Origin of the sequence: Massilia rhizosphaerae (assembly GCF_016093545.1) — a bacterium.
Classification (GTDB): domain Bacteria; phylum Pseudomonadota; class Gammaproteobacteria; order Burkholderiales; family Burkholderiaceae_D; genus Telluria; species Telluria rhizosphaerae.
In genome coordinates this window covers 13,046-31,682 of sequence record NZ_JADKYX010000010.1, presented here as the reverse complement: position 1 = coordinate 31,682, position 18,637 = coordinate 13,046, and the positions used below count along the sequence as shown (strand labels likewise).

Genomic DNA, 18,637 nt, shown 5'->3' with positions numbered 1-18,637 from the left:
TGGATTCTCCCATTGCGCTGGCTTGCCGTACTCGGCGCCGCCGATGGTAACACGGAGAACGCCTGCATCCACGACACACCCCGGCGCGCGGGTGTACCGTGCACGGGGCCCGGCCGAAACCGTTTTAATATGCGCTTTGCGTCGCGGTCGACGCGTGACTTTGACTGGAACCCATGAACGATTTTTCCGCCGACGCCCACGTGGCCGGCGTCGAGCAGTGCCTGCGCGAGCGCGACTGGTCGGATTCGCCGCTCGGCGCGCCGTCCGCCTGGCCGCCCGCGTTGGCCCACGCGGCGCGTTTCATGTTGGACGCCGCCATTCCGATGTTCCTCGCATGGGGCGACGCGCTCTGCATGCTGTACAACGACGCGTCCGTCGCGGTGCTGCGTGCGCGCCATCCGGCGACGCTGGGACGCAGCCTGCGCGACTGGCCCGAGGCGTGGGCGGAACTGCAGCCCCACGTGGCGCGCGTGCTGGCCGGCGCGGCGTTCCAGGTCGAGCTGCCGGTGGGGGCGCTGGCCGACTGCGCCGCGGCGCCGCCGTGGCTCAACCTGGCGTTCGCGCCGCTGCGCGACCTCGACGGCGTCGTGCGCGGCTTTTCCTGCGTCGTCGCCGAGACTACCCGGCAGCGCGAGACGGAAGCCGCGTTCCGCGTGTTCACGGACGCCATGCCGCAGCTGGTGTGGATGACGCGGCCGGACGGCTATCACGATTACTACAACCGGCGCTGGTACGAATTCACCGGCACGGAAGAGGGCGCGACGGACGGCGTGGGTTGGAGCGGGATGCTGCATCCGGACGACCGCGCGCGCACCTGGGAGACGTGGCAGGCGTCGCTCGCGACCGGCGAGCCGTACGAGATCGAGTACCGCATGCGCCACCACAGCGGCGAATACCGCTGGCTGCTGGGGCGCGCGCTGCCGGTGCGCGACGGGCACGGGCGCATCGTGCGCTGGATGGGAACGTGCACGGACATCCACCAGCAAAAGCGCAACGAGGAGGCGCTGCGCGCGAGCGAGGCGCGGTTCCGCCGCCTGGCCGAGTCGAACGTCGTCGGCATCGTGCGCTATCGCATGGACGGCGCCCTCATCGACGCCAACCAGGCCTTCCTCGACATGGTGGGTTACACGCGCGCGGAATTCGAACGCGACGGCCTGCATTCGCGCGCCATGACGCCGCCCGAGTGGGCGGACGCGTCGGCCGGCGCGGTGGAACGGCTGCGCGCGACCGGACGCGTGGAAAGCCTCGTCAAGGAATACTTCCGCAAGGACGGCAGCCGCGTGAGCGTGCAGATGGCGTCGATCACGACCGACGATCCGCCGACGGAAGGCCTGGCCGTGGTGGTCGACGTGACGTCGATCCAGGAAGCGCAGCGTGCCCTGCGCGAGGCGGACCGGCGCAAGGACGAATTCCTCGCGATGCTGGCGCACGAGCTGCGCAATCCGCTCGCGCCGATCACGGCGGCGGCCGACTTCCTCAAGGTCGGCCGGCCGGACGAGGAGCGCGTGCGCCAGGTGACGACGATCATCGGCCGCCAGGCCCGCCACATGACGGGGTTGATCGACGACCTGCTCGACGTCTCGCGCGTCACGCGCGGGCTGATCACGCTGGAACGCGCGCCCGTCCTGCTGGCCGGGGTGATCGCCGAAGCGGTGGAACAGGTGCGGCCGCAGGTCAGGGCGAAGAACCACCACCTGGAACTGCACCTGCCGTCCGACGACGCGCAGGTGACGGGGGACCGCAAGCGGCTCGTGCAGGTGTTCGCCAACATCCTCTGCAACGCCGCGAAGTACACGGCGGACGGCGGCCGCATCGACCTGCACCTGCGGCTGGCGCCGGACAGCGTGGCCGTGGACGTCGTCGACAACGGCATCGGCATGACGCCCGACCTGACGGCGCGTGCGTTCGAGCTGTTTTCCCAGGCCGAGCGCAGCGCGGACCGGTCGCAGGGCGGCCTCGGGATCGGGCTCGCGCTCGTGAAGAGCCTCGTGGAACTGCACGACGGGACCGTGACCGCCCACAGCGACGGACCGGGCCGGGGCAGCCGCTTCGCCGTCGTGCTGCCGCGCCTGCGCAGCGAGGGCGACGACGGGAGCGACGAGCCGGTGGCGACGGGCACGCGGGCGCCGGCCGAGGCGCTGGACGTGCTGATCGTGGACGACAACGTCGACGCCGCGCAGATCCTCGCCATGTACATCGAGGCCGTGGGACACCGGGCGACCGTGTGGCACAGCCCCGGCAAGGCGCTCGCGCACGCGTACGCGCAACCGCCCGACGTGTGCGTGCTCGACATCGGCCTGCCCGAATTCGACGGCCACGAACTGGCGCGCCGCCTGCGCGCGCTGCCGGGCATGGCGGACGTGCCGCTGGTGGCCGTCAGCGGCTACGGCCAGGCGCACGACCGCGACCGCGCGCTGGCCGCCGGCTTCGACCGGCATTTCGTCAAGCCGGTGATGGCGGCGGACATCCTGGCGGTGCTGGACGGCGTCGCCGCGCACCGCGCACCTGCATCGAAAGGAGAATGAGATGGGCGTCAGACGCATCGTCGCCAACGTCCACGCCGCGGACCTCGCGTCCGCCCGCGTGTTCTACGGCGACATCCTCGACATGGAAGTCGTGATGGATCTAGGCTGGATCGTGACCCTGGCCGGCAGCGGCGGCGGCAACCCGGCGCCGCAGTTGAGCTTCGCGACGGAAGGCGGTTCCGGCACGCCGGTGCCGGACCTGTCGATCGAGGTGGACGACCTCGACGAGGTCCTGCGCCGCGTGGCCGCGGCCGGCCTCGCCCCCGAATATGGCCCGGCGGCCGAACCGTGGGGCGTGCGCCGCTTCTTCATCCGCGATCCGTTCGGGCGCCTCGTCAACATCCTCGTCCACGCGTGACCGGCATTCACTCCGCGGCCGGCCGCGCGAAAAATCCTTCGATCTCTTCCAGCGTCTTGCCGCGCGTTTCCGGCAGCAGGAAGGCCGAGGCGAGGAAGTACACGACGGTGCACGCGGCGCCGAAAAAGAAGATCGTGGGCGTGCCTGCACGAGACCGATCAACGCGGCGGCCACGAGGCCCACCGTCAGCAGCAGCTGGAACAGGGCGGCGCCGCGCCCGCGCCGGCGCGCGTCCAGGCATTCGGCGAGATACACCGACGACGTCCGCGAGCACGCCGGCGAACAGCGACGACAGCACGGACCCGAGCAGCACGGCCGCCACGATGAAGCTGAGCTGCTGTGCATTCAGCTTCCACGCCAGCGCGGCCGTCGATTCCAGGTAGGGCAGCGCGCAGGCGATGATGCCGACGTCGATCCCGTACAGCAGCCCGCCCATGCCGGCGATGAACAGCAGGTAGCGGGTGGACCAGGCGGCGGAGCGCGGAAGGGCCACTGTCATGTCGTCTCCTTTGCGTTTTCATGGGGCGGCCGGTGCGTGCCCGGCGGTCGCCGAGGCCGAGCTTAACAGATCGCGGCCGCGCCGCCGACGGGCACCGGCGCCGGCAGGCAGCCGAGTCCCTCCAGCGTGCGCTCGACGGCCTCGTCGAGCGGCGTGTGCGGCTCCGCGCCCAGCACGCCGACGAGCCGGCGGTTGTCCAGGCACACGGGTTGGCGCCACAGGTAGCGCATCTCCCACAGTTCGCGCAGCGTCTCGTTGAACGGCGTCGCGAGCCGCACGAGCCACCACGGGAACGCGCCGACGCCCGCGCGGCCGCCGCGGCGTTCGACGGCGCGGCGGATGGCGTCGCACATGGCGGTGCCGTCCGGGTCCCAATGGCCTTGCATGTGGAAGCGCGCGAACGGCGCGAGGTCGGCGCGGCGTTCGATCAGCGCGACCATCGTCGCGGCCACGTCGGGCAGGTAGGCCCATTGGTGGCCGGCGCCCGGCGCGGCCGGATTCGCGATGCGGCCGACTGGCTTGCCTGGCTTGATGAGCCCTTGCGCGAACCAGTTGTTGCCGGCGCGCGGCCCGAAAAAATCGCCGGCGCGCACGACCAGCACCCGGCCGCCGCCGGCCGCATGGGCCTCCAGCGCCGCTTCCATCTGCACCCTCAGGTCGCCCTTGCGCGTGGCGGGGTGCTGGGGCGCGTCTTCGGCGACGACGGGAAACGCATCCGGCCCGTAGTTGTACACGGTGCCGGGCAGGACGACGAGCGCACCGTTGGCGGCGGCAGCCGAGATGGTGTTGCGCAGCATGGGCAGCACGAGCTTGCCCCAGTCGCGGTAGCCGGGCGGATTCACGGCGTGCACGATGACGGCGCAGCCTTGCGCGGCGCGTGCGACGTCGGCGCGCTCCATCGCGTCGCCGGTCATCCAGGCGATGCCGTCCGCGTCGACCGTCTCCGCGGCCAGGCCGCGCTTGAGGCCCCGCACCCGCCAGCCTGCCCGCGCCAGCCGGCGCGCCACCTCGCCGCCGATGCCGCCGCCGGCGCCCACTACCAGTGCCGTGTTCCGTTCGTTCGATCCGTTCATGCCGTCCTCCGTGCGTTGAAAGTGTTGACAGCTTAGCGGTCCGTCTGGCTCAATGGAATTGCATAAGAAGTACCAACGACTATTCAAATTTGTAGAGCACTATGACGTCCGGCATCGAATGGGAACTGTATCGCGCCTTCCTCGGCGTACTGCGCGAAGGCTCGCTGTCTGGCGCGGCGCGGGCGCTGGGCGTCGCCCAGCCGACGGTCGGGCGCCACGTGGCGGCGCTGGAGGGCGCGCTCGGGCTCGTGCTGTTCACGCGTTCGCAGGCGGGCCTGTTGCCGACCGAGGCCGCGCACGCGCTGCGGCCGCTCGCGGAAGCGATGGAACACACGGCCGCCGCGCTGGAGCGGGCGGCGTCCGGCTTGCGCGAGCGCGTCGACGCGGCTACCGGTACGATCCGGATCAGCGTCAGCGAAGTCGTGGGCGTGGAAGTGATGCCGGCCATCGTGGCCGACCTGGCCCGGCGCCATCCGGCCTTGAAGATCGAGCTGGTGCTGTCGAACCGCGTGCACGACCTGCTGCAGCGCGAGGCCGACATCGCCGTGCGCATGACGGCGCCGCGCCAGGAACAACTGGTGGCGCGCCGTGTCGGCGCCATCGAACTGGGATTCCACGCGCATCCGGATTATCTCGCGCGGCACGGCACGCCGGCCACGCTGGACGACCTGGCCGCGCACGTGCTGATCGGCTACGACCGGCCGACGCCGTTCCTGCGCGAGGCCGCGAAGTCGCTGCAGGTATTTTCCCGCGACCGCTTCGCGCTGCGCACCGACAACGACGCGGCGCAACTGGGACTGATTCGCGCCGGCGCCGGCATCGGCGTGTGCCAGGTGCCGCTGGCCGCGCGCGCGCCCGCGCTCGTGCGGGTGCTGCCCGACGCGTTCGGGTTCCCGCTCGACACGTGGGTCACCATGCACGAGGACCTGCGCGCCAGCGCGCGCTGCCGCGTCGCGTTCGACGCGCTCGTGGCCGGGCTGGAAGCCTATATCGGCGCGGCGCCGGTCACAGGTCGATGAAGCCGCGCTGCACGGCCAGCGTGACGGCGTGCGCGCGGTCGTTCGCGCCCAGCTTCACGAGGACGGCGCTCATGTGCGTCTTGACCGTCGTCTCGCCGATGTGCAGATGCTGCCCGATCGCGCGGTTCGAGTGGCCCTGGGCGGCGAGGCGCAGCACGTCCAGCTCGCGCGGCGACAAGGCGTCGCCCGCGTAGTGGAGCGCCACTTCGCGCCGCAGCGCCTGCGGCAGGACGTGCGAGCCGGCGTACACCTCGCGCACGGTGGCGGCCAGGTCGCGGCCCGGGACGTTCTTCAGCAGGTAGGCGGACGCGCCGGCCTTGAGCGCGGCCGCGATCCGGGCGTCGCCGTCGAAGGTCGTGAGCACGACGAGGCGGGCGTCCGGATGGAGGCTGCGGATCGCGCGGATGGCTTCCAGGCCGTCCTTGCCGGGCATCTGCAGATCGAGGAGCGCGACGTCCGGCCGCCGGTTCGTGAACAACCGGATGGCTTCGTCGCCGTCCCTGGCCTGCGCGACGACCTCGATGCCGCCGTGCGCCGTGAGCGAAGCGGCTATGCCTTCGCGCATCATCGGGTGGTCGTCCGCGATCAGCACGCGGATCGGCGTGGCGCTGGGTGGGGTCATGGAATGTCTTGCGGAGGAACTTACGGTGGCCGATTGTACAACAAACCGCCGCCACCAACCGGCACACCACCACCCCAAAGCGAAGCCGGGGTCAGAGCGCGAATTTGCCTTTTTGCGCTCTGACCCCGAATTCCACCACCGCCAAACGAAGCCCGACAAACACCACTAAAACGCGTGCACCAACCCCCTGCGCGCCGCCACGCACGCCGCCTCGGTCCGACACGACACGTCCAGCTTGGACAGTATATTGTTGACGTGATACTTCACAGTCCCCACCCCGATGTTCTCGGTCCGCGCAATCATCTTGTTGCTCATGCCGGCCGCCAGATGCGCGAGGATTTCGAGTTCGCGCCGCGACAGGCGGTTGGCGTCCACGCGCCCGGCCAGTTTTTCGCCCAGGCCGGGCGACAGGTAGCGGCGGTTGGCGGCCACCTGGCGCACGCACTGCACGACCTCGTCGAGGCCCGCTTGCTTGAGCAGGTAGGCGCTGGCGCCGGCCATGAGGCCGCGGTGCACGTCCTCGTCGCCGTCGTAGGTCGTGAGGATGACGATGCGGGCGTCCGGCACGAGGGCGCGGATCTTGCGGATCGCCTCCAGCCCGCCGCCGCCCGGCATGTTCAGGTCGATGAGCATGACGTCCGGCCGCAGGCGCAGATAGTGGTCGACGGCGGCGATCGCGTCGCTCGCTTCGCCGGCCAGTTCCAGCCCCGGCTCGGTGCGGATCAGCGCGGCGAGGCCGGCCAGGATCAGCGGATGGTCGTCCGCGATCAGCAGCGTGATGGGGCGCGTGTCGGTGGTCATGCAAGGCTCCTCGTCCGTGAATCGGCGGCGCGGACGGTGCCGCGCCTTGCGCATTGTCGGGACGAAGGCGCCTCAGGTCCAGCTATACGAACGGATATGCCGTCAGCCCCGCTCCGGGCGCAGCGCGAGGTGCTGGCCGACGAACCAGCTTTGCAGCTCGTTGGCGCGCACGACCTGGCTGACGATCAGGTCGTTGCTACCGTCGTCGCCCGCGTCGGCCGCCTGGCGGGCCAGCGGACGGGCGTCCAGCAGGATCGTCTCGTGGGCGGCGGCCAGGCGCTCCAGCTGGGCGTGGGCCGATTCGCGGCCGCGCGGGGCGCGCGCGATCGACGATTCGCCGGCCACGTCGCCCGCCAGCGCGAACGTGACGCCGCCCAGCGTCTGGATGCGCTCCGCGAGGGCGTCCATGAGCGCGACCTGTTCCTCGTAGTGTTTGTCGAACAGCAGGTGCAGTTCGTAGAACGTGGCGCCGGACGTCTGCCAGTGCGCCTTCTTGTACGCGTCGCGCAGCGCCATCGTGTGCGCCAGCAGGCGGTTCAGGGCGCGCACGCTCTGCGAGCGGGTCTGTTCGGGCAGGCCGATGCGCACCGGCGCGAGCGCGCCGAATTCCTGCACGACGCCGGCATTGTCTTGGGTAAGGTTGTCCATGGGACCTCGCGTGTTGGGGATGACAGCGCGAGTCTACCCGCGGCGCGCCGCGAGGACACTGATCGAAAGATCAGGCGATCAGGCGGTCAGGCGGCGCCCGGCGGCAGGGCCGGTGCACCGCGGCGGCGCGCGACGCCCAGCGCGCCCAGGCCGAGCAGCAGGAGGGCGGCGGTGCCCGGCAGCGGCACGTGCACGTTCATCGCCAGGCCTTCGATCACGTCGTTCTGGCAGGTCTCGCCCCAGTGCATGGCGAACGAACTGTAGTCCAGCAGTTCGGAGCCGGTCAGGTCGATCTTGAAGGTGAGGTAGCCGAGGGCAGGGTTCTTGTCGGTCGTGACGGTCCACGTGCCGGCCAGCCCCGTGTCCTTGACCGTGCCCGATTTCGTGTTGACCGCGGTTTCGTGGTTCTCGCGGTAGTTGCACGACGTGCCGCAGGTGATGAAGCTGTTGGAGTTGATGATGTTCTGCGCATTGGTCGCGCCGTTCAGCGCGTACAGCTTGAACGTGCCGCCCGAGTTGCTCCAGCGGTTGTCGAGCGCCAGGCCGTAGTCCCACACCGTGCCCTTCTTGGCATTGTCGGTGGCGTAGTGGTCCGTGCCCGTGCCCGCCGCGTTCCACGTATCCGACAGGAACACGTCGCCATAGCCGATGCCCGTGCCGTAGGTGTTCGTCAGCGGATCCTTGCCCCACGACGCGTCCGCGCCCGCGTTGCCGGCGAAGCCCGTCGTGACGGTGATCGTCAGCACGTTGCCCGCACGCGCGATCGCGGCCTGCGAGATATCGTACGTGCTGCCGCCGATCACGTCGGCCGCGCCCTTGTTGTCGGCGCCGTAGTAATCGGTCATCCCGGAATCGAGGATCGTGGCAGCGCCGGCCTGGCTGAAGCCAAGGACACAGGCGGCCGCGGCGGCGGCCAGCTTGATCGCTTTGTTCACAGACTCTCCTCGTAGGTTCGCAGTTTGACCAGTTTCAGCCGAGATCATGCCACAGATAAACACAACTTGTAAATAAATTATTTAATATCAATAACGACAGTGATTTTTTTGCAACGAAAATCCCCGCCGTCGTATTGCGGACATACCGGATGGGTTTTGCTTGCCATATTTCGGCTTGCGCCACGAGAATAGGCGTTTAATCTATAACAAGATCACCGATGCCCTCCCGATCTCCCTCAATAATGCGTACCGCCGCCGCGCGCCGGCTCGCCGGCGCACTGCTCGTGGCGGCGCTGGCCGCCACGCTGCCCGGCTGCGACCGGCCGACGGCGGCCCAGCAGCGCGCCCAGGCGGTCCAACTGCGCGGCCAGGGGGATTTCAAGGGCGCGCTCATCGTCCTCAAGAATGCCCTGGAGGCGGAGCCGGCCAGCACGGAGACGCGCTACCTGCTGGCCCGCACCTATCTCGATCTCGGCGACAGCACGTCGGCGGAAAAGGAAGCGCGCCAGGCGCTGGACCGCGGTTACGCGCGCGGCCCCGCCCTGGCCGCGCTGGCCGCCGCGCTCGTGATGGAAGGGCAGCACCGCAAGGCGCTGGACGATACCCGGGACGGACCGGACGATCCGGCGCTGTCCGCCGCGCGCGGCGACGCCTGGCTGGCGCTGGGCCGGAACGACGAGGCCCGCACCGCGTACGAGCACGTGCTGGCGCACAAGCCGGACGATCCGGCGGCGCTCGTGGGCATGGGCCGGCTCGCGATCGTCGAGGGACATGCGGACGTCGCGCACGCCTACGCCGACCGCATCCTGGCGCGCGATCCGCGCAACGTCGACGGCTTGATGTTCAAGGCGGACCTCGTGCGCGCGGGCGACCAGCCGGCCCAGGCGCTGGCCTTGTACGACCGCGTGCTGGCCATCAGCCCGCAGCACCGGACGGCCCACGTGGAAAAGGCGTATCTCGCGATCGGCCTGCACCGCCCGCAAATGGCGCAGGCGGAGCTGGACCTGGCCGCCAAGATGGCGCCGGGCAGCCTGTTGGTGGGCTACACGCAGGCGCTGCTGGACTATACGACCAACAAGCCGGACGCCGCGCGCGACGTGCTGTACAAGGTGCTCAAGGCCGTCCCCAACCATATGCCGAGCGTGCTGCTGGCGGGCGCCGTCGACCTCAGGCTCGGATCGTATTATCAGGCGGAGCAGTATTTCCGCCGCTTCCTCGAGCGCAATCCCGGCAACGTCTACGCGCGCAAGCTGCTGGCGCAGGCCTTGATCGGCTCCGGCCACGCGGACGAGGCGCGCACGGTGCTGGAACCCGTGCTGGACGCGCGCCAGGTCGACGCCCAGGTGCTCGGCCTGGCCGCCGACGCGAATCTGCAAACCCGCCGTTTCGGCCAGGCGGCCGAGTTCTTCGCGCGCGCGTCCGCGCTCGACGCGACGTCGGCGTCGTTGCGCACGGGCCTGGGGCTGTCGCGCCTCGGCGAAGGCGAAACGGACGACGCCGTGCGCGAGCTGCAGGCCGCGACGCAGCTGGACAAGAACGCGCCCGAGGCCAGCGAAGCCCTGGTGCAGGCCAACCTCAAGCTGGGCCGGCGCGACGCCGCCCTCGACGCGGCGCGCGCGCTGGAACGGGCGCAGCCCGGCAAGCCGCTGCCCTATGCGCTGGCGGGCCAGGTGCTGGCGGCGCAGGGCAAGCCCGACGCCGCCCGCGCCAGCTTCGCGCATGCGCTGCAGCTCGATCCAGCTTATTACCGCGCGGCCGCCGGACTGTCGCAACTGGCGCTCGACGCGCAGCAACCGGCGCACGCGCGCCAGGTCCTCGCCGATTTCCTGGGCCGCAACAAGACCAGCGTGGAGGCGATGGCCGGCCTCGCGGCGCTGGCCGAACGGGCGCACGACACCGCCCAGGTCACGCATTGGCTCGAACAGGCCGCGGCGGTCGACCCGCGCGCGATCGGCCCCGGCGTCGACCTGTGCGCGCAATACCTGCGCACGCGCCGCGCCGACAAGGCACTGGCGCTCGCGCGCCGCCTGCAGGTGAGCCATCCGGAAAATCCGGACCTGCTCGACCTGCTGGGCAAGGCGCAGCTGGCGGGCGGCGACCTGCCGGCCGCGCTGGAATCGTACAAGCAGCTGGCGCAGGCGCTGCCGCGCTCCGCGCCCGCGCTGATGCAGGTGGCGGCCCTGCGCCTCATGCAGAACAACACGACGCAGGCGGAGGACGACCTGAAGAGCGTCCTCGCGATCCAGCCGGACTTCCCGTCGGCCCAGCTGGAATTGGCCGCGCTGTACGTGCGCAAAGGGTCGCCCGACCTGGCGCTGATGATCGCGGAGCACATGCAGCGCCAGCATCCGCAGGGCGCGGCCGGCTACCAGCTGCAGGGCGACATCCTGATGGCGAAGCGCCAGCCGGCCGCCGCGCTGGCCCCGTTCTTGCGCGCCTACGCCCTGCACGCGACCAACGAACTCGCGATCAAGATCGACAACGCGCTGCGCGAGGCCGGCCGCACGGCGGAAGCCGACAGCCGCCTGGGCGCGTGGCTGGCGGCGCATCCGGACGACCTGCGCGTGCAAGCGTACCGCGCGCAGACGTGGATCGCCGCGGGCGACTTCAAGCGCGCCGCGGCCCAGCTGGAAGCGGTCGCGCGGCGCCAGCGGGACAACGCCGTCGTGCTGAACAACCTCGCCGTCAGCTACCAGGCGCTGGGCGACGCGCGCGCGCAGGCGACGGCCGAAGCGGCGTTGAAGCTCGCGCCGAAACGGCCCGACGTGATGGATACGCTGGGCTGGATCCTCGTCGGCAAGGGCGACGCCGCGCGCGCCGTGACGGTGCTGCGCGACGCGCGCGCACTGGCCCCGAAGGCGCGCGACATCCGCTACCACCTGGCGGCCGCGCTGGCGGCCAGCGGCGACAAGGACGGCGCGCGCAAGGAACTGGACGGCCTGCTCGCGGGCGACATGCGGTTCGCCCAGGCCGAAGACGCACGCAAGCTGATGGCGCGCCTGAAGTCCGGCGGCTGACGGTAACATACGGTATCGTTGTGGTACGGCGCCTGTCGTGGCGCTTTCCTGTCATCAACTCTGTTGCTACGGAGGCGATTGTGGACGAGACCGAAGTATTGATTGCGGGCGCCGGACCGACCGGCCTCGTGCTGGCCCTGTGGCTCGCGCGCCAGGGCATCAAGGTGCGCATCGTGGACCGCAGCGCGGGCCCCGGCACCAGTTCCCGGGCGATGGCCGTGCAGGCGCGCACGCTGGAGCTGTACCGCCAGCTCGGCCTGGCGGACGAGATCGTGGAGGCCGGCCTGCGCAACCCGGCCATCAACATGTGGGTCAAGGGCGAGCGGCGCGCGCGCCTGTCGTTCCGCGACGCGGGCCGCGAACTGACGCCGTATCCGTTCGTGCTGATCTATCCGCAGGACCGCCACGAACGGGTGCTCGTGCGCCGCCTGGAAGAGGAGGGCGTGCGGGTCGAACGCAACACCGAACTGCTGGGCTTCGACCAGGATGCCGACGCGGTCGTCGCGCGCCTGCGCTCGCCCGCGGGCGAGACCGTGTGCAAGGCCAAGTGGCTGGCCGGCTGCGACGGCGCCCACTCGCTCGTGCGGCACAAGATGGGGACCGGCTTCGAGGGCGGCACGTACGAGCACACGTTCTACGTGGCGGACGTCGACGTGTCCGGCCCGTCCGCGAACGGCGAGATCCACCTGTCGCTGGAAGACGGCGATTTCGCCGCGCTGTTCGCGTACGACCTGCAGGGCAGCGCGCGCCTGGTCGGCGCCGTGCGCGACGAGGCGCTCAAGCAGGGCCACGAACTCGCGTTCGACGACGTGCGCCAGCGCGCCATCGCGAGCCTGGGCCTGACGATCGAACGCGTCAACTGGTTCTCGACCTACCGCGTGCACCACCGCGTCACGGGCCATTACCGCGGCGGCCGCGCGCTGCTGCTGGGCGACGCGGCCCACGTGCACAGCCCGGCCGGCGGCCAGGGCATGAACACCGGCATCGGCGACGCCGTGAACCTGGCATGGAAGCTCGCGCACGTGCTGCGCGGCCGCGCGCCCGAGTCGCTGATCGACACCTACGAGGCCGAGCGCAAGGCCTTCGCCCGCAAGCTGGTGGAGACGACGGACCGCGTGTTCTCGTTCGTCATCGCCGAGGGCGGATTCGCCGACTTCGTCCGGACCCGCATCGCGCCGCTGTTCGCGTCGGCCGCCTACGGCATCGAGCCGGTCCGGTCCTTCATGTTCCGCGTGCTGTCGCAGATGGGCATCCATTATCCCGACAGCCCGCTGTCCGCCGGCCACGTCGGCCACGTGCGCGGCGGCGACCGCCTGCCGTGGACCGGCTACGGCGGCCCGGACAACCACGTGCCGCTGGAGACGATCGCATGGCAGGTGCACGTGTACGGCGAGGTGCGGCCGGCGCTGGAAGCGTGGTGCGCCGGGCGCGGCCTGGCGCTGTACCGCTACGACTGGTGCGACGCCTGCCAGGCGGCGGGCCTCGCGCGCGACGCCGCCTATCTCGTGCGGCCGGACACCTATGTCGCCATGGTGGACGGCACCGGCGACCGCGACGCGTTGGAAACGTATTTCACCACCCGCGGCATCCATCCGGCCTAGGCGGCGCGCAGCTGGCGCGCGGCCGCCACCATGTTGCGCAGCGCGGCTTCCGTCTCCGGCCACGCGCGCGTCTTGAGGCCGCAGTCCGGGTTCACCCACAGCCGCTCGGCCGGCACGACGGCGCTGGCCTTGCGCAGCAGGCGTACCATGTCGCCCGTCGCCGGCACGCGCGGCGAGTGGATGTCGTACACGCCGGGACCGATCTCGTTCGGGTAGGCGAACGCGCCGAAGCCCTCGAGGAGCTCCATGTCCGAGCGGCTCGTTTCGATGGTGATGACGTCGGCGTCCAGCGCGGCGATGGCGGGCAGGATGTCGTTGAACTCCGCGTAGCACATATGGGTGTGGATCTGCGTGGCGTCCGCGGCGCCGCCGGCGGCGATGCGGAATGCGCGGCCGGCCCACGCCAGGTAGGCGTCACGGGCGACGCGGCGCAGCGGCAGGCCTTCGCGCAGCGCCGGCTCGTCGATCTGCACGATGCCGATGCCGGCCCGCTCCAGGTCCGTCACCTCGGCGCGGATGGCCAGCGCGATCTGGGCGCAGGTGAGGGCGCGCGGCCGGTCGTCGCGCACGAACGACCATTGCAGGATCGTGACGGGACCGGTGAGCATGCCCTTCATCGGCTTTGCCGTCAGGCTTTGCGCGTAGGCCGTCCACGCCACCGTCATCGGCGCGGGGCGGGCCACGTCGCCATACAGTACGGGCGGCTTCACGCAGCGCGACCCGTACGACTGCACCCAGCCGTTGGCGCTGAACGCGAAGCCGTCCAGCCGTTCGCCGAAGTATTCGACCATGTCGTTGCGCTCGGCCTCGCCGTGCACGAGGACGTCCAGCCCGAGGTCTTCCTGCACGCGCACGGCGTGGGCGATCTCGGCGCGCATCGCGGCGTCGTAATCCGCGTCAGCCAGTTCGCCGCGGCGCCAGGCGGCGCGCGCCGCGCGGATGGCCGGGGTCTGCGGGAACGAGCCGATCGTCGTCGTCGGGAACGCCGGCAGGTCGAAGCGCGTGCGCTGCACGGCCTGGCGGCGGTCGAACGGCGACGCGCGGCGGTCCGCGTCGGCGGGCAGTGCCGCCAGCGCCGCCGCCACGTCGGGCCGGGCGACGCGGGGACTCGCGCGGCGGGCCGCCAGCGCGGCGCGGGCGGCGCTCAATTCCGCGGATTGGTCCTGCCCGGTGAGCGCCAGTTTCAGGATCTGCAGCTCGTCCAGCTTTTCGCGGGCGCCGGCCAGCCAGGTGCGCAGTTCGGCGTCCAGCGCCGCGTCCTGCGCGAGCGTGAACGGCACGTGCAGCAGGGAGCACGACGGCGCCAGCCACAGCGCGCCGGCGCGGCGCTCGAGCACGGGCAAGAGGCGCGCCAGGCAGGCGTCGAGGTCGGCGCGCCAGATGTTGCGGCCGTCGACGATGCCGACCGACAGCACCTTGTGGTCCGGCAGCCAGTCGGCGACGGGCCGCAGTTCTTCCGGCGCGCGCACGCCGTCCACGTGCAGGCCCGCGACCGGCAGCTTGCACGCGAGGCTGATGTTTTCCTGCAGCGGCGAAAAATACGTGGCCAGCAGCAGCGGCACGCCGGCGCCGTGCAGCAGGTGGTAGGCGCGCTCGAACGCGAGCGACCAGTCGCCGGGCAGGTCGAGGCCGAGGATCGGTTCGTCCAGCTGGACCCAGTCCGCGCCGGCCGCCTTCAGGCGCGCCAACAGGTCGCAGTAGTGCGGCAGCAGCGCCTCGAGCAGGGCGAGGCGCGCGGCGCCGTCCTTGGCCTTGCCCAGCCACAGGAACGTCAGGGGGCCGATCAGGCCGACCTTGACCGGGTGGCCCAGCGCGCGCGCCTCCGTCACCTGGTCGAGCAGGCGCTGCGGCGCCAGGGCGAAGCGCGTGGCCGCGTCGAATTCCGGCACGAGATAGTGGTAATTCGTGTCGAACCACTTGGTCATTTCCAGCGCCGGGCTGCCCGCCGGGGCATGGGCGTGGCCGCAGCCGCAGCTGCCCTCCGCTTCCGTCGCGACGCCGCGCGCCAGCGTGAACAACTGCTGCAGCGGCGTCTCCGCGCCCGTGAACCCGAAGCGCCCGGGTGCGCAGCCGAACAGCAGCACGTGGTCCGCCACCTGGTCGTACAGCGCGAAGTCGCCCACGGTGACGATGTCCAGCCCGGCCGCGCGCTGCTCGGCCCAGTGGCGCGCGCGCAGGTCGCGCGCGACGCTTTCAAGCGCCGCCGCGTCGGTCTCGCCGCGCCAGTGGCGCTCCAGCGCGAATTTCAGCTCGCGCTGGGCGCCGATGCGCGGATAGCCAAGAATATGAGTTTTGATCATGTTACTGCCTCGTCTGGATGAATAAGTCTTGTCATCATCGATGAGCAGCCGGCATAATTCAAACGAATTATTTTTCTGACCACATGAATTCCGCTCATGCCGACCTCGATCCTCGACCTGCGCCACCTGCGCACCCTGCTGGCCCTCGCTGAAGGGGGCAGCGTGTCGCGCGCGGCGGCGCTGCAGAACGTGACGCAGTCCGCGCTGTCGCACCAGTTGAAGGCGCTGGAAGAGTTCTATGGATTGACGCTGTTCGAGCGCAAGTCGGCGCCCGTCGCGTTCACGCCGGCCGGGCGGCGCCTGCTGGAACTGGCGCAGGATGTGATCCCGGCCGTGGAAAAGGCCGAGCGCGACGTCGCGCGGCTCGGTGGCCACGGCGCGGGCAAGCTGCGCATCGCCGTGGAATGCCACACCTGCTTCGACTGGCTGATGCCGTCGATGGACGCGCTGCGCCTGCGCTGGCCGGAAGTGGAACAGGACATCGTGTCGGGCTTCCAGTCCGACCCCGTCGGCCTGCTGCACCAGGACCGGGCCGACGTCGCCATCGTGTCGGAAGTGGACGTGGACGAACGGGACGTCGCCGTGCACCCGTTGTTCGAGTTCGACATCGTCGCCATCCTGCCGCTGGGCCATCCGCTGCTGGCGCGCGACCACCTGGAAGCGCGGGATTTCGCGGGCGAGACCCTGATCACGTACCCGGTGCCGGACGAGATGCTCGACCTCGTGCGCCAGGTGCTGCGCCCCGCCGGCGTGGAACCCGCGCGGCGCACGACGGAGCTGACGGTGGCGATGCTGCAGCTGGTGGCCAGCGGACGGGGTTTCGCGGCGCTGCCGCTGTGGGCCGTGCAGACGTACCTGCAGCGCGGCTACGTGGCGCAGCAGCGCATCGGCGCCGACGGCTTGACGGGACGCCTGTACGCCGTCACGCGCAAGGGCGCAAAGGACGCGGGCCGCGACGACGCCTACCTGGAGGATTTCGTCCAGGTGATGCGCGAGACGTCGTTGCGGAACCTGCCGGGGATCCGGCTGCTGTAGCGGGCGTCAGGCCGCGTAGGCGGGCGCCGTGCCGTAACGGTTGGACTTGCCCTCCTGGGCCAGGAACACGAGCAGGACGATGAAGCCGATGAGCGGCACGAGAATGATCAGCTGCCACCAGCCGCTCCGGTCGGTGTCGTGCAGGCGGCGCGCGGCGACGGCGAAGGAGGGCACCAGCGTCGCGAGCGAGAACACGATCGACAGTTTGTTGCTGAACACGGCGATGGCACTACTGATGACCAGGGTGAACAGGAAAAACCACCAGTACTCGGAACGGCTCGCGGTGCCGTTGAACGTGGCGTATTTCTGAAAGCAGGTCTGGATGGATTGGCTTGCTGTCATGGGTTCCTCGTGAAGTCGAGCCGGAATGGCTCTTCCCGGATCGTACAGGCAAAACCCGCCGTCAATACTCACCAACTCTCACCGCACGCGAGGTCATCCGTGCGTCACCGGGATCGCTTATAGTAACGTCGACAACACTTCGGGAGATCGCATGCGCTACAGCCTCGCTTCGTCGGCCGGCAAGGGCCGGATCAACGAGGACCTCGTCGTCGTGTTCGAGCGCGAGGGCTGCACGGACCTCGTGCTGATGGACGGCGCGACGCCGCTCACGCTTGACCGCTGCGTGCCGGCCGGCGCCAGCGATCCGGCGTGGTTCGTGCGGCGGTTCGCGCAGGACCTGGGCCGCGTGCTGCGCGCCGACGCGAGCCAGGAAGCGCTCGTGCTGGAAGCGCTGGCCGGCACCCGCGCCGCCTACCGCGCGGCCGGCGGCGGCGCCGACGTGCCGCCGTACGCCTGGCCCATCGCGACGCTCGCCTGGGTGCGCGTGCGCGATCCGGATGCCGCCGGCGTCCACGCGCTGGAATTGTTCTGCCTGGGCGACAGCAAGGTGCTGCTGCAGGCGCCGGACGGTACGGTGCGCGACCTCGACCCGTTCGAGAATCCGCAGGAGCAGGCCACGCAGGCGGCCGTCGCGGCGCTCGTCGCCGAGGGCGTCGTCGATCCGGCCGCACGCTGGACGCGCTTGCTGCCCATGCTGCGCGCGCGCCGCCACGAACAGAACACGGCCGGCCGCCCGGCCGTCCTGTGCCTGCAACCGCGCGGCCCGTTCGCGGCGCGCGCGGCGCGGGCGACGGCGGTGCCGGGCGCGCTGCTGCTGCTGTCGTCCGACGGCTTGTACCGCCTCGTCGACACCTACGGCGTGCACGGCGACGCCAGCCTGCTCGACGCCTGCCGCGCGCGCGGGCTGGACGCATTGCTCGACGAACTGCGCGCGTTCGAGGCCGGCAAGGAGGCCGCCGGCCTGGCGGCCAAGCCGGCCGACGACGCCTCCGCCATCGCCTGGCGCTTCGCCTGAACCTCGACAAGGAGATCCGCATGTCCCACCAGACGATCGCTCCCGCGGCACTGGCGTTGATCGAGCGCTACGTGGCCGCCTACAACGCCTTCGACGTCGACGGCATGCTCGAGACCCTGAGTCCCGACGTGCGCTTCGAGAACTGGTCCGGCGGCCAGCTGACGGCGGCCAGCGATGGCCGCGACGCTTTCCGCGTGCTGGCCGAGCAGGCGAAAACGATGTTCGCGCAGCGCGAGCAGCGGGTCACGGCGCTCGCGCCCCGCGGCGACACGCTCGTCGCGGCGGTCGCATGGCGCGGGCAGCTGGCCATCGACCTGCCCGGCGGACCGCCGGCGGGCACCCGGCTGATGCTGCGCGGCGAATCGGAATTCGTCGTGCGCGACGGGCAACTGGCCCTCGTCGTCGACCGCAGCTGACCGGTGTGACATTCCGCGAGAAATGAAGCCGCTCCGCCGGGGTACGATGTCGCTTTTACCTCGAGGAACGTTGAATGATGTCGATATACTGGAAATCCGCCTGCCGTACCGCGCTGTCCGCCGCCGCCCTCGTCGCACTGCTGGGCGGCTGCGTGATCGCCGCGGGAGGCCATCCGGAGGGCACGTCGGGGCAAGGCGGGGCGAGTTTCTGCGAAAAATCCGCCGACGGCAACCGCGTGGCCTGCGGCGGACGGGCCACCATGTGCGAGCAATCGGCCGACGGCCGGCGCGTCGCTTGCGGCGGCCTCGCCAACTACTGTCTCAAGTCCTCATCCGGCAACGACGTGGCCTGCGGCGGACGCGCGACCTATTGCGAGAAGTCGTCGGACGGCAGCGCCGTGGCGTGCGGCGGCGGGCGCTGACGGACTGTC

The 18,637-nt window shown here is 70.7% G+C and carries 17 protein-coding genes; 9 read left to right on the top strand and 8 right to left on the bottom strand.

The window, feature by feature from the left end:
• Positions 1–173 precede the first annotated feature (173 nt).
• Together ISF28_RS15840 and ISF28_RS15835 are read left to right on the top strand one after the other, a co-directional pair.
• A complete protein-coding gene (locus ISF28_RS15840; protein WP_198118140.1) occupies positions 174–2,525 on the top strand; it encodes a hybrid sensor histidine kinase/response regulator in 2,352 nt (783 codons plus the stop codon).
• Position 2,526: 1 nt separating this feature from the next.
• The gene (locus ISF28_RS15835; RefSeq protein ID WP_198118139.1) at positions 2,527–2,883 is read left to right on the top strand and encodes a VOC family protein; all 357 of its coding nucleotides are present in this window, start codon (positions 2,527–2,529) and stop codon (positions 2,881–2,883) included.
• 7 nt (positions 2,884–2,890) lie between these two features.
• Here the strand turns inward: ISF28_RS15835 and ISF28_RS15830 are convergent, their stop codons facing one another.
• A complete protein-coding gene (locus ISF28_RS15830) occupies positions 2,891–3,382 on the bottom strand; it encodes a hypothetical protein (protein ID WP_229519121.1) in 492 nt (163 codons plus the stop codon).
• Positions 3,383–3,444: 62 nt separating this feature from the next.
• The gene (locus tag ISF28_RS15825; protein WP_198118138.1) at positions 3,445–4,455 is read right to left on the bottom strand and encodes an NAD-dependent epimerase/dehydratase family protein; all 1,011 of its coding nucleotides are present in this window, start codon (positions 4,453–4,455) and stop codon (positions 3,445–3,447) included.
• A gap of 101 nt (positions 4,456–4,556) precedes the next feature.
• Between ISF28_RS15825 and ISF28_RS15820 the strand changes: the two genes are divergently transcribed.
• Complete coding sequence (locus tag ISF28_RS15820) at positions 4,557–5,474, top strand: LysR family transcriptional regulator (protein ID WP_198118137.1); 918 nt, start codon at positions 4,557–4,559, stop codon at positions 5,472–5,474.
• Here the strand turns inward: ISF28_RS15820 and ISF28_RS15815 are convergent.
• The 4 genes from ISF28_RS15815 to ISF28_RS31200 all read right to left on the bottom strand — a co-directional run bounded on the left by ISF28_RS15815 (position 5,461) and on the right by ISF28_RS31200 (position 8,480).
• Entirely contained in the window at positions 5,461–6,096 is a 636-nt protein-coding gene (locus tag ISF28_RS15815) for a response regulator transcription factor (protein WP_198118136.1), read from the bottom strand. The two genes, ISF28_RS15820 and ISF28_RS15815, sit on opposite strands and share 14 nt — an antisense overlap.
• Before the next feature lie 165 nt (positions 6,097–6,261).
• Entirely contained in the window at positions 6,262–6,897 is a 636-nt protein-coding gene (locus ISF28_RS15810; protein ID WP_198118135.1) for a response regulator, read from the bottom strand.
• A 102-nt stretch (positions 6,898–6,999) separates the two neighbouring features.
• Positions 7,000–7,545 (bottom strand): Dps family protein, encoded by a 546-nt coding sequence (locus tag ISF28_RS15805; protein ID WP_198118134.1) that lies wholly within the window; start codon positions 7,543–7,545, stop codon positions 7,000–7,002.
• Between the two features lie 86 nt (positions 7,546–7,631).
• A complete protein-coding gene (locus tag ISF28_RS31200) occupies positions 7,632–8,480 on the bottom strand; it encodes a PEP-CTERM sorting domain-containing protein (protein ID WP_198118133.1) in 849 nt (282 codons plus the stop codon).
• 242 nt (positions 8,481–8,722) lie between these two features.
• Between ISF28_RS31200 and prsT the strand changes: the two genes are divergently transcribed.
• Together prsT and ISF28_RS15790 are read left to right on the top strand one after the other, a co-directional pair.
• Complete coding sequence (prsT, locus tag ISF28_RS15795; RefSeq protein ID WP_198118132.1) at positions 8,723–11,497, top strand: XrtA/PEP-CTERM system TPR-repeat protein PrsT; 2,775 nt, start codon at positions 8,723–8,725, stop codon at positions 11,495–11,497.
• Positions 11,498–11,577: 80 nt separating this feature from the next.
• On the top strand, positions 11,578–13,098 hold the full coding sequence (locus ISF28_RS15790; RefSeq protein WP_198118131.1) for an FAD-dependent oxidoreductase: 1,521 nt from the start codon (positions 11,578–11,580) through the stop codon (positions 13,096–13,098).
• On the opposite strand, the gene metE is transcribed toward ISF28_RS15790, so the two are convergent.
• Positions 13,095–15,398, bottom strand: a complete 2,304-nt coding sequence (gene metE / locus ISF28_RS15785; RefSeq protein ID WP_198118130.1) for a 5-methyltetrahydropteroyltriglutamate--homocysteine S-methyltransferase — start codon at positions 15,396–15,398, stop codon at positions 13,095–13,097. The two genes, ISF28_RS15790 and metE, sit on opposite strands and share 4 nt — an antisense overlap.
• A 96-nt stretch (positions 15,399–15,494) precedes the next feature.
• Here metE and ISF28_RS15780 point away from each other — a divergent pair, with 96 nt between their 5' ends.
• The gene (locus ISF28_RS15780) at positions 15,495–16,433 is read left to right on the top strand and encodes a LysR family transcriptional regulator (protein ID WP_198118129.1); all 939 of its coding nucleotides are present in this window, start codon (positions 15,495–15,497) and stop codon (positions 16,431–16,433) included.
• Between the two features lie 6 nt (positions 16,434–16,439).
• On the opposite strand, the gene ISF28_RS15775 is transcribed toward ISF28_RS15780, so the two are convergent.
• A complete protein-coding gene (locus ISF28_RS15775; protein WP_198118128.1) occupies positions 16,440–16,775 on the bottom strand; it encodes a DUF805 domain-containing protein in 336 nt (111 codons plus the stop codon).
• A 151-nt stretch (positions 16,776–16,926) separates the two neighbouring features.
• Here ISF28_RS15775 and ISF28_RS15770 point away from each other — a divergent pair, with 151 nt between their 5' ends.
• The 3 genes from ISF28_RS15770 to ISF28_RS15760 all read left to right on the top strand — a co-directional run bounded on the left by ISF28_RS15770 (position 16,927) and on the right by ISF28_RS15760 (position 18,628).
• A complete protein-coding gene (locus ISF28_RS15770) occupies positions 16,927–17,790 on the top strand; it encodes a protein phosphatase 2C domain-containing protein (RefSeq protein WP_198118127.1) in 864 nt (287 codons plus the stop codon).
• Between the two features lie 20 nt (positions 17,791–17,810).
• Positions 17,811–18,206, top strand: a complete 396-nt coding sequence (locus ISF28_RS15765) for a nuclear transport factor 2 family protein (protein WP_198118126.1) — start codon at positions 17,811–17,813, stop codon at positions 18,204–18,206.
• Between the two features lie 74 nt (positions 18,207–18,280).
• Positions 18,281–18,628 carry a hypothetical protein gene (locus ISF28_RS15760; RefSeq protein WP_198118125.1) on the top strand — a complete coding sequence of 116 codons (348 nt, stop codon included), beginning with the start codon at positions 18,281–18,283 and terminating at the stop codon, positions 18,626–18,628.
• The last annotated feature ends 9 nt before the right edge of the window (positions 18,629–18,637 follow it).